General features: G+C 72.4%; 7 protein-coding genes and 1 pseudogene. 5 read left to right on the top strand and 3 right to left on the bottom strand.

The window, feature by feature from the left end; translation table 11 throughout:
* Both K933_RS01480 and K933_RS01475 read left to right on the top strand, forming a co-directional pair.
* Positions 1-481 (top strand): annotated as a pseudogene (locus tag K933_RS01480) (UxaA family hydrolase); the annotation flags it as partial.
* Between the two features lie 53 nt (positions 482-534).
* The gene (locus K933_RS01475) at positions 535-1,314 is read left to right on the top strand and encodes an IclR family transcriptional regulator (protein WP_023392898.1); all 780 of its coding nucleotides are present in this window, start codon (positions 535-537) and stop codon (positions 1,312-1,314) included.
* 18 nt (positions 1,315-1,332) lie between these two features.
* Here the strand turns inward: K933_RS01475 and K933_RS01470 are convergent, their stop codons facing one another.
* The gene (locus tag K933_RS01470; protein WP_023392897.1) at positions 1,333-3,120 is read right to left on the bottom strand and encodes a thiamine pyrophosphate-binding protein; all 1,788 of its coding nucleotides are present in this window, start codon (positions 3,118-3,120) and stop codon (positions 1,333-1,335) included.
* A gap of 151 nt (positions 3,121-3,271) precedes the next feature.
* Between K933_RS01470 and K933_RS01465 the strand changes: the two genes are divergently transcribed.
* From K933_RS01465 to K933_RS01455, 3 genes are all read left to right on the top strand, one after another.
* A complete protein-coding gene (locus K933_RS01465) occupies positions 3,272-4,420 on the top strand; it encodes a mandelate racemase/muconate lactonizing enzyme family protein (protein ID WP_023392896.1) in 1,149 nt (382 codons plus the stop codon).
* Positions 4,417-5,418, top strand: coding sequence for a Gfo/Idh/MocA family protein (locus K933_RS01460; RefSeq protein WP_023392895.1), 1,002 nt, complete (start codon positions 4,417-4,419; stop codon positions 5,416-5,418). Before K933_RS01465 ends, K933_RS01460 begins: the two co-directional genes overlap by 4 nt.
* A gap of 138 nt (positions 5,419-5,556) precedes the next feature.
* Positions 5,557-6,663: a Gfo/Idh/MocA family protein gene (locus K933_RS01455; RefSeq protein WP_023392894.1), complete on the top strand. Its 1,107-nt coding sequence runs from the start codon at positions 5,557-5,559 to the stop codon at positions 6,661-6,663.
* Between the two features lie 218 nt (positions 6,664-6,881).
* Here K933_RS01455 and K933_RS01450 read toward each other — a convergent pair whose 3' ends face one another.
* On the bottom strand, positions 6,882-8,018 hold the full coding sequence (locus K933_RS01450) for an ABC transporter ATP-binding protein (protein ID WP_023392893.1): 1,137 nt from the start codon (positions 8,016-8,018) through the stop codon (positions 6,882-6,884).
* Complete coding sequence (locus tag K933_RS01445) at positions 8,015-9,079, bottom strand: ABC transporter ATP-binding protein (protein ID WP_023392892.1); 1,065 nt, start codon at positions 9,077-9,079, stop codon at positions 8,015-8,017. Before K933_RS01445 ends, K933_RS01450 begins: the two co-directional genes overlap by 4 nt.
* Positions 9,080-9,321 lie beyond the last annotated feature (242 nt).

Raw genomic sequence — 9,321 nt, 5'->3', positions numbered from 1 at the left:
CGCGCTCGACCGGGTGCTCGACGCCGACGCGGCCGACCGGCCCGCGCGCGCGACCCGCGTGGGGCGGGCGGCGACCGACCGCGGGTTCGACGACGCGACGGGGTTCCTCGGCGACGCGCGCGTCGCCGACGCGGTGGCGTACGGCGACGACGCGACCGTCGACGGCGGGGTGACGCTGGTCGACGCCCCCTCGCGGTTCGAGGAGGCCGCGACCGGTCTCGCGGCCGCGGGCGCGCACGTCGTCGTCCACGCCACCGCGGAGGGCATCCCCGCGGGCCACCCGCTCGTTCCCGTCGTGAAACTGTCGGGCGACGCGGACACGCTCGCGGCCGTCCCCGACGACGTCGACGTCGACGCGCGCGAGACGGACGCGGCGGCGCTCGCGGACCGCCTGCTCGCGGTCGCGGGCGGCGACCCGACCGCGGCCGAGCGCCACGGACTCACCGAGTTCGCGCTCACGCGGGTCGGCCCGTCGATCTGAGACGGTTCCCCCCTCGGGAACAGAGTTAAGGTCCGCGACGGAGTGGGTCGCGTATGCCGACGACCGACGAGGAGAGCGGCGGGCGGCGCATCCGCGGCGTGCGGATCGCGTTGAGCATCGTCGACCTGCTCCAACGCGAGCGAGCCCGGACGCTGTCGGGGATCGCAGACGAGTTGGGCCACTCGAAGAGCACCGTCCACAGCCACCTCAAGACGCTCGAAGACGAGGAGATGGTCGTCCGCGAACCCGACGGCTACCGGCTGAGCCTCCGCATCCTCGACCTGGCACGGGGGGTGCGCGACCAGGTCGGCAACAGCGACGTCATCGAGGAGGAGGTGGAGGCGCTCGCCGCGGAGACGGGCGAGATAGCCCAGTTCGGCATCGAGGAGTACGGCCGCGTGTCGTACCTCTACAAGGCCCGCGGCGCCCGAGCGGTCGAGACCGCCTCGACCGTCGGCACCCAACAGCCCATCTACTCCACGTCGCTCGGGAAGGCCATCCTCGCGTACCTGCCGGCGGAGCGGCGCGCGGAGGTGATCGACGCCTGCGAGTTCGAACCGCTGACCGCGCACACGGTGACCGACCCCGAGCGACTCCGCGAGCAGTTGGCGGAGGTCCGCGAGCGGGGGTACGGGCTCGACAACGAGGAGAACATCGACGGGCTCCGCTGTGTCGCGGCGCCGGTCAGGGACGACGAGACGGTGTTCGGCGCGGTCAGCATCTCCGGGCCGTCGAGCCGGTTCACCGACGACCGGATCGAGGGCGAACTCGCCGAACGGGTGCGCCGCGCCGCCAACGTGATCGAACTCAACACCAAGTTCTCGACCGACTGAGCCGTCGCCGGCGAGGCCTCAGGCGTCGTCGGACGCGAGGAGGTCGCCGACCGCGGTGTCGTAGTCGGCCGCCTCGGCCGCGGTCGGCTCCCGGGGGTCGACCGGCACGTCCACCAGCGTCGGCCCCTCGGCGTCGAGTGCGTCGGCGACGGCGTCCGCCGCCTCGGCGGGCGTGTCCGCGCGGGTCGCCGTCCAGCCGAACCCCTCCGCGACCGTCACGAAGTCGGGCGACTCCCAGTCGAACCGGCGGTCGTCGCGGCGGTCGCCCCGTTCGGGCGCGTTGCTGATGATGCCGTAGTCGGCGTTGGTACACACCACGAGCGTGACGTCGAGGTCACGGTCGGCCGCGGTGTTCAACTCGTGGATGCACATCAGCAGGCCGCCGTCGCCGGAGAGACAGACCACGGGCGCGTCGGGCCGTGCGAGTTTCGCGCCGACCGCCGCGGGGAGGCCGACGCCCATTCCGGCCCACGACCCCGCGGCGACGAACCGGTCGGGCGCGTACGCCTCGAACGTCTGCATCGCCCACAGTCGGAAGCCGCCCACGTCGGCCGTGACCACCGCCTCCCGCGGGACGGCCTCCCTGACCGCGCGGAGCAGCGCCGCCGAAGTGGTCGGGTTATCGTCGGCGCTGTCGGCGCCGTCTCCGCCGCCCAGACAGCCCGACTCGCGCAGGTGCGCGTCGTACTCCTCGCGGACCCGGCTGGCGAGCGCCCCGCCGTCCCAGCCGTCCGCGCGGCCGCGCGCGTCGACCCCGTCGCGGAGGCGGTCGCACGCGGCCGCGGCGTCGTCGACCAGCGCGACCGTCGGCTCGTACGACCGCCCCACGTCGTCGGGGTTCAGGTTCACGTGGACCAGGTCGTCGCCCGTCGGGAGCGTCCAGTGAGCGGTCGTCACGCCGTCGAGGTCGGTCCCGAGCGCACAGACGACGTCCGCCCGCTCCAGCACCTCGCGTGCGCCCGCCGGGAGGTGGCTCCCGGCGGTGCCGAGGAATCGGGAGTCGTCCTCGGGGTAGACGCCCTTCCCCTTGTACGTCACCGCGACGGGCGCGTCGAGCGCGTCGGCCAGGCCGGCGACGGCGGCGGGACCGCCCTCCGCCCGGCGGCACCCCCCGCCGACGACCAGCGCCGGCCGCTCGGCTGACGCGAGCAGGTCGGCCGCGCGGTCGTACGCGTCGGCGTTGTCGTACGTCGTCCGCGCGGGTTCGGCGGACGCGGCGGGCGCGTCGAACTCGGCCGCGAGCACGCCCTTCGGGACGCCGACCCGGACCGGGCCGTACGGCGGCGTCAACGCGAGTTCGACCGCCTCCGCCACGGTCCCGCGGAGTTCCATCGGCCGCTCGACCGAGAAGTTACCCTTGACGACGTGGTCGAACGTCTCCGGGTCGAGTTCGTGGATCGGACCCTTCCCCCTGTCCTCGGGGTCGGCGTCGGCGGCGACGTGGAGTATCGGCACGGAGTCCTCGGCGGCGTTCTTCAGCCCGTGCATCGCGTTGGTGTCGCCCGGCCCGGGGACGGTCACGGTCGCCGCCGGCCGGCCGCACGCCTCGTAGTAGCCCCACGCGACGTGGGGTACCGCGGTCTCGTGGCGCGCCATCACGTACTCCACGTCGTCGCGCTCCGCGACCGCGCGGTCGAGCGGGAGCGTCTGGGTGCCCGGCAGTCCGACGACGAGCGAGACGCCCGCGTCGACGAGCGCCTCGCAGACGTACGCGCCGCCCGAGCGCGGACCGTCGTTCGGTACGCCGCCGTCGGTCAGTGCGCGGTCGCCCGCCGCGTCGTCCCCTGGGAGGTGAGGCTCGTCCATGGTTCGACCACCGGGCATCCGCACAAAGCCGTTGTGGTGGGGCGAGCGGGCGCCGAATCGGCTCGCGCCGCCCGCCGACGCTCCGCCGTACCTCGCGCCCCTCGCCGTCCACCGCGAACACTTATGCGGGTCGGCGGGCAGGTCCGACGCGATGGAGATCAGACACGTCGACGCGGTGGCGGTGCGGCGGGACCTCGACGAACGGTTCGCGAACGCCCAGAAGTGGATCGACTCGCGGGAGTACTGTCTGGTCCGCGTCGAGTCGTCCGACGGCACCGTCGGGTGGGGGGAGTGCTGGGGACCGGTCGCGGGCAACCGCGAACTCGTCGACGAGTGGGTCGCGCCGTGGCTCCGCGGGCAGGACCCCCGCGAGGTCGAACGGATCCACGACGACCTCGTCTTCCGACTGCGCTCGGCGTTCCACTCGTACGTCCCCGCGAGCGTGGTCAGCGGCGTCGATATCGCGCTGTGGGACCTCCGAGGGAAGCTCGCGGGCGAACCCGTCGGCCGACTGCTCGGCGGCAGGCGGCGCGACTCGGTGCGGGCGTACGCCACGGGCCACTTCTTCACCGACTGCGACGACTTTTCGACGCTCCGCGAGCGGGTGGTCGAGGAGGCGCGCGGCCACGTCGACGCGGGGTTCGACGCGCTCAAGAACAAGATCGGGCTCGCGCGCCACTTCCCGTGGGGTCGCGAGGAGGACGTCGAACTCGTCCGCGCGATCCGCGAGGCGGTCGGCGACGACGTGCGCCTGATGAGCGACGCCAACCACGCGTACGACGCCGCCGACGCCCGGTGGGTCGCCGACCGCCTCGCCGACCTGGACGTCCACTTCTTCGAGGAGCCGATGCCCCCCGAGCAGTTCGACGCCTACGGCCGGGTCAACGCCGCGGCCGACGTGCCGCTGGCGGCGGGCGAGAGCTGGGCGTTCACCGAGGAGTTCGACCGCGCGGCCGACGCCGGCGCGGTCGATATCGTCCAGCCCGACGTGACGAGCGCGGGCGGGCTGACCTCCGCGCGCCGGGTCGCCGACGCCGCGGCGGCGCGGGGACTCCGGTGTCTCCCCCACGTGTTCGGGACGCCGGTCGCGCTCGCGGCCAGCCTCCAGTTGCTCTCGACGCTGCCGGGCGAGCCGATGCTGGAGTTCGACCGCACCTCCAACCCGATCCGCCGCCGCCTCGTGAGCGACCCCATCGACAACGACGGCAACGGCGTCCCGGTGCCCGAGGGACCGGGGCTCGGGATCGAGGTCGACCCCGACGCCGTCGAGGAGTTCCGCGTCGGGGAGGCGGGTCGGTGAGCGGTCCGCTGCGGTACGGCGTCGTCGGCTGTTCGAGCATGGGCGAGACCCACGCGAAGGCGGTCGAACGCGTCGACGGGGCGGAGTTGGTCGCCTGTGCCGATATCGACGAACCGACCGCCCGCGAGTTGGGCGACGCGCACGGCTGTGACGCCTACGCCGACCACGCCGCGATGCTCGACGGGGCGGACCTCGACGCCGTCAGCGTCTGTACGCCCAACGGAACCCACGCGGACGTGGTGGTCGACGCCGCCGCGGCGGACGCGGCGGTCCTCTGTGAGAAGCCGCTCGACGTGACGCCCGAACGGGTCGACCGCTTGGTCGACGCGTGCCGGGAGGCCGGGGTCACGCTCGGCGGCGTCTTCCAGCGGCGGACGCTCCCCGAGATGGAGTTCTTCCGCGAGACGGTGCGGAGCGACGAGTTCGGCCGGGTGCTCCTCGCGGACGCGGAGTTGAAGTGGCACCGCGGGCCGTCGTACTTCGAGGGGTGGCACGGCTCCGCCTCGCTCGACGGCGGCGTGCTGTTCACGCAGGCGCTGCACGTACTCGACCTGCTCCGGTGGGCCGTCGGCGACGTGACCCGCGTCGCGGCGTCGTTCGACACGCTCCACCACGACGTCGAGGTGCCCGACACGGCGGCGTTGAGCCTGGAGTTCGAGGGCGGCGCGCGCGGCACCGTCTCCGCGACGACGGCCACCCAACCCGGCCAGCCGATCCGCCTGCGCGCGAACGGCACCGAGGGGTCGGTGCGCCTCCACGAGGGCGGCGTCGACGCCTACGAGACCGCGGCGGGTCGTCAGACGGTCGACCTCGACCCCGCCGAGGAGGGAGCGCACACCGTCCAGGTCCGCGACTTCGTCGGCGCGGTGCGGGAGGGCCGCGAGCCGATGATCCCGCCCGCGGACGCGCGCGCCGCCGTCGACGTCGTCTTCGCCGCCCAGGCGTCCGTCCGCCGGGGCGAGTGGGTCCCGGTCGACGAGTTCGGCGACCGGGCGTGAGCGTGCGCGTCCGCCCCCGGGTCGGAGCGGGGACGAACCGGCGCGTCGACGGGCCGACGCGTCGGGCGACGGCGGCCGGTCGGGTCGCGTGAGTCGGGCCACCAGCAGCTACTTGTCGGTCGCTTCGGACCCTCCCGCATGGAGTTCGATCCGGTATCCGTGGGCGTCGTCGGCTGCGGGGCGATAAGCGACGTCTACTTCGAGGCGGGCGAGCGGTTCGACGCGATAGAGACGGTCGCCTGCGCGGACATCGACCGCGAGCGGGCGCGGGCGAAGGCGGACGAACACGGCGTCCCCCGGGCGTGCGGCGTCGACGAACTGTTCGACGACCCCGCCGTCGAGGTGGCGGTCGTCCTCACGCCGCCCGCGGTCCACGCCGAGGTTGCGCTCGACGCGCTCCGGGCGGGCAAACACGTCTACACCGAGAAGCCGCTGGCGGCGACCCGCGAGGCGGGCGCCGAGATACTGGAGACGGCCGACGCCGCCGGACTCCGGGTGGGCGTCGCACCCGACACCGTCCTCGGCACCGGCATCCAGTCGTGCCGGGACGTCGTCGACGACGGCACCATCGGCCGGCCGGTGGGCGCCGTCGCGTCGTGGTCGAGTCCCGGCCACGAGCGCTGGCACCCCAACCCCGACCTCTACTACGAGACGGGCGGCGGCCCGCTGTTCGACATGGGACCGTACTACCTGACCGCGCTGGTCCACCTCCTCGGCCCGGTTCGGTCGGTCGCGGGCGCGACCGAGACCCCCCACGACACCCGGGAGATAACCAGCGAGCCGCGGCACGGCGAGACCATCGACGTGGAGGTGCCGACCCACGAGACGGGCGTCGTGACGTTCGAGAGCGGCGCGACGGGGACGCTGCTCACGAGTTTCGACGTGCAGGCGTCCGAACTCTCGGGGTTCGAAGTGTACGGCACCGAGGGGACGCTCAGCGTCACCGACCCCAACGAGTTCGACGGGGCGCCGCGGGTCCACCTGCGGGAGGCGGACGGCGGCGAGTGGCGGGAGCTACCGGTCGAGCGCGACCACCCCGGCCAGGGGCGGGGACTGGGCGTCGTCGACATGGCGCGCGCGCTCCGGACCGACTGGGACCACCGGACGAGCGGCGCGGTCGGCTACCACGTCCTCGACGTCATGGCGGGGCTGCGCGAGTCGGCCGCCGACGCCGAGTACGTCGACCTGTCGAGCACGTGCGAGCGGCCGGAGCCGCTCCCCGACGGGTTCCCCGAGGCGCGCTGAGGCGGCCGGCGAACGGGAACGGCGAATGCCCGGTCGCGCGCTCGCGCCGAACGCGCCGGTACGGGAGCGGGTGACTCGCCGACGGCCGCACGCTGCGCTACGGCGACAGCCCCGACCCGTTCGACGCGATGGACGGCAGCGTCGGCGAGCGGGGCGGGGGGAGACGGGGCGACCCGCGAGAGCGGGAGAACAGGGGGAGACGGGCGCGTCGCCGCGTCTCAGTCGGCCGCGCCGCGCGTCGCGTCGGCGTCCTCGCCGACGTCCGACTCGTCGGGTAGCGGCTGGGTGTTCCAGTACTCCTCGCGGTCGTGGGCGTAGTAGCACGCGGTCTCGTGGCGTTCGAGCCACTCGGGGGCGGTCTCGAGTTCGGGGTCGTGCTCCGTACAGAACTCCCGGGCCTCCGGACACCGGGTGTGGAACCGGCAGCCGCTCGGCGGGTTCTCGGGGTCGGGCACGTCGATCGAACGCACCGGCGGGTCCTCGATCGGGTCGTTGATCCGCGACAGCCCCGACGTCGCCCACAGCAGGCTCTTGGTGTACGGGTGCTGGGGGTTGTGGATGATCTCCTCGACCGGACCGATCTCGACGATCCGCCCGAGGTACATCACCGCGATCCGGCCGTCGGCCTTCCCCGCGAGGTAGCGCGCGTTCGACATGTTGTGGCTGATGAACACGAACGAGGTGGCGAACATCTCCTGGAGTTCGAGCAGTTGGTCCATCAGGTTGACCCGGAGGCTCACGTCGAGCGCGCTCACCGCCTCGTCGGCCAAGATCAGGTCCGGCTCCAGCAGCATCGACCGGACGATGACGGTCCGCTGGGCCTCACCGCCCGACAGCTGGTGAGGGTACCGCGACGCGTAGTCGTCCGACGGCGTCAGCCCGACGGTCTCGAGCATCCGGTGGACGAGTTCGCGCCGCTCGACCAGGTTGAGTTCCGGCCGCCACTTCTTGAGCGCGGGGTTGAGGTTGTCGAAGATGGTGCGGTTGGGGTCGAGCGAGTTGCCCGCGTCCTGGTGGACCATCTGGAGCGACTTTCGGATCCGCTTGTACGGGATGTCGCCCTCCTCCAGTTCCGTCTTCCAGATGTCCTGCCCCCGGAAACGGACGGTCCCGCCGGTGGGACGCTCGAGACCGATCATCGCCTTGCCGAGCGTGGTCTTGCCACAGCCCGACTCGCCCACCAGCGCGACCACATCGTTCTCGCCGATGTCGAGGCTGACGCCGTCGACGGCGCGGACGGTGCCCTGCTCCTCGCCGAACAGTCGGTCGAGGAGGCCCGAGTTGCCGCCGAAGTGGACGTCGAGGTCGTCGACACGGAGCAGGGGTTCGGAGTCGGAGCCGGAGTTCGAACTCATTCGGTCACCTCCTTCTTCAGCGGGATGGTCTCGCGCGCCTCGTCGATGTAGAAGCACGCCGCGCCGTGGCCCTCCTCGCCGGGCACGTCGAACAGGTCGGGGTTCTCGTTGACGCACTTCTCCTTCGCGATCGGACACCGCGGGTGGTACGAACAGCCCTCGGGGACGTTGAGCGGGTCGGGGCTGGTCCCCTCGATGGAGCCCATCTCGTCGAGGTCCGCGTCGATGTCGGGGATCGAGTTGAGTAGCTCCCGCGTGTACGGGTGGGCGGGGTCGGCGACCAACTCGGAGACGGGGCCGAGTTCGAGGAGTTCGAACGCGTACATCACGGCGAGGCGGTCGGAGATCCGCGCGACGTGGCTCAGGTCGTGGGTCACGATCACGACCGTGAGGTCGTACTCCGCTTTGAGTTCGGCGAGCAGTTTCAGGATCGACTGCTGCATCAGCAGGTCGAGCGCGGCCGTCGGCTCGTCCATCACCAACACGTCGGGGTCGAGGATCAGCGACAGCGCGATGAGCGCGCGCTGGGTCATCCCGCCCGACAGTTGGTGGGGGTACGAGTCGAGCACCCGGTCGGCGTCGAGGTGGACGTCCTCCAGCAGGTCGCGCGCGCGCTCCATCCCCTCGGGCACGTCGTAGTCGTGCGCCCGGAGCGTCTCCTCGAAGTGGTCGCCGACCGTCAGCGTGGGGTTGAACGAGTCCATCGCCCCCTGGACCACCATCGAGATCCGCTCCCAGCGGAACCGGCGGAGTTCCTCCTTGTTCAGGTCGTTGACGACGACGGGGTCGCCCCCCTCGGGCGGGTGGAACGTCACCCGGCCGGTCAGCGTCCCGGGGTCGTCGATCGAGTCGAGCATCGAGTCGGCCAGCATCGACTTGCCCGACCCCGACTCGCCGACGACGCCGAGCACCTCCCCGCGGTGGACGTCTATCGAGACGTTGTTGAGGACCTGCGCGTCGCCGCGGTCCATCGCGAAGCCGACGCTCGCGTTCTCTATCTCCAAGACGTTGTCCGACGCGACGTCGATCCGGTTCCGCCGCTCAGTGTTCTGTGTTGCCATTGTGTGGGTGTCTCACGGGTTCGAGTGGGTCGTGCGGTGCGTGTACAGCGGTCCGCGTCCGGTCGAGAAACTCCTCATACTGGGTGTACTACCCTCTATCATATACGATCATACTTAGTCCTTTCCCGGTACAGTCGCCGGGGCGTGCGGTCACCCCGACGCGCGGACGGGGACGCGAGCGTCGACCCGGGGACGCCGGCGTGCGGGTCGGGTCGACGGCCGGGCGTCGCCCGGGACCCCCT

It is taken from the genome of Candidatus Halobonum tyrrellensis G22, from assembly GCF_000495475.1.
GTDB classification, from domain to species: domain Archaea; phylum Halobacteriota; class Halobacteria; order Halobacteriales; family Haloferacaceae; genus Halobonum; species Halobonum tyrrellense.
This window is presented reverse-complemented; position numbering and strand designations above follow the sequence as displayed.

What these genes read in the sequence shown, in the direction of transcription:
- K933_RS01465 (WP_023392896.1), top strand. Translation starts at nt 3,272, where the DNA reads ATGGAGATCAGACACGTCGACGCGGTGGCGGTGCGGCGGGACCTCGAC.
- K933_RS01450 (WP_023392893.1), bottom strand. Translation starts at nt 8,018, where the DNA reads ATGAGTTCGAACTCCGGCTCCGACTCCGAACCCCTGCTCCGTGTCGAC.
- K933_RS01455 (WP_023392894.1), top strand. Translation starts at nt 5,557, where the DNA reads ATGGAGTTCGATCCGGTATCCGTGGGCGTCGTCGGCTGCGGGGCGATA.
- K933_RS01470 (WP_023392897.1), bottom strand. Translation starts at nt 3,120, where the DNA reads ATGGACGAGCCTCACCTCCCAGGGGACGACGCGGCGGGCGACCGCGCA.
- K933_RS01475 (WP_023392898.1), top strand. Translation starts at nt 535, where the DNA reads ATGCCGACGACCGACGAGGAGAGCGGCGGGCGGCGCATCCGCGGCGTG.
- K933_RS01445 (WP_023392892.1), bottom strand. Translation starts at nt 9,079, where the DNA reads ATGGCAACACAGAACACTGAGCGGCGGAACCGGATCGACGTCGCGTCG.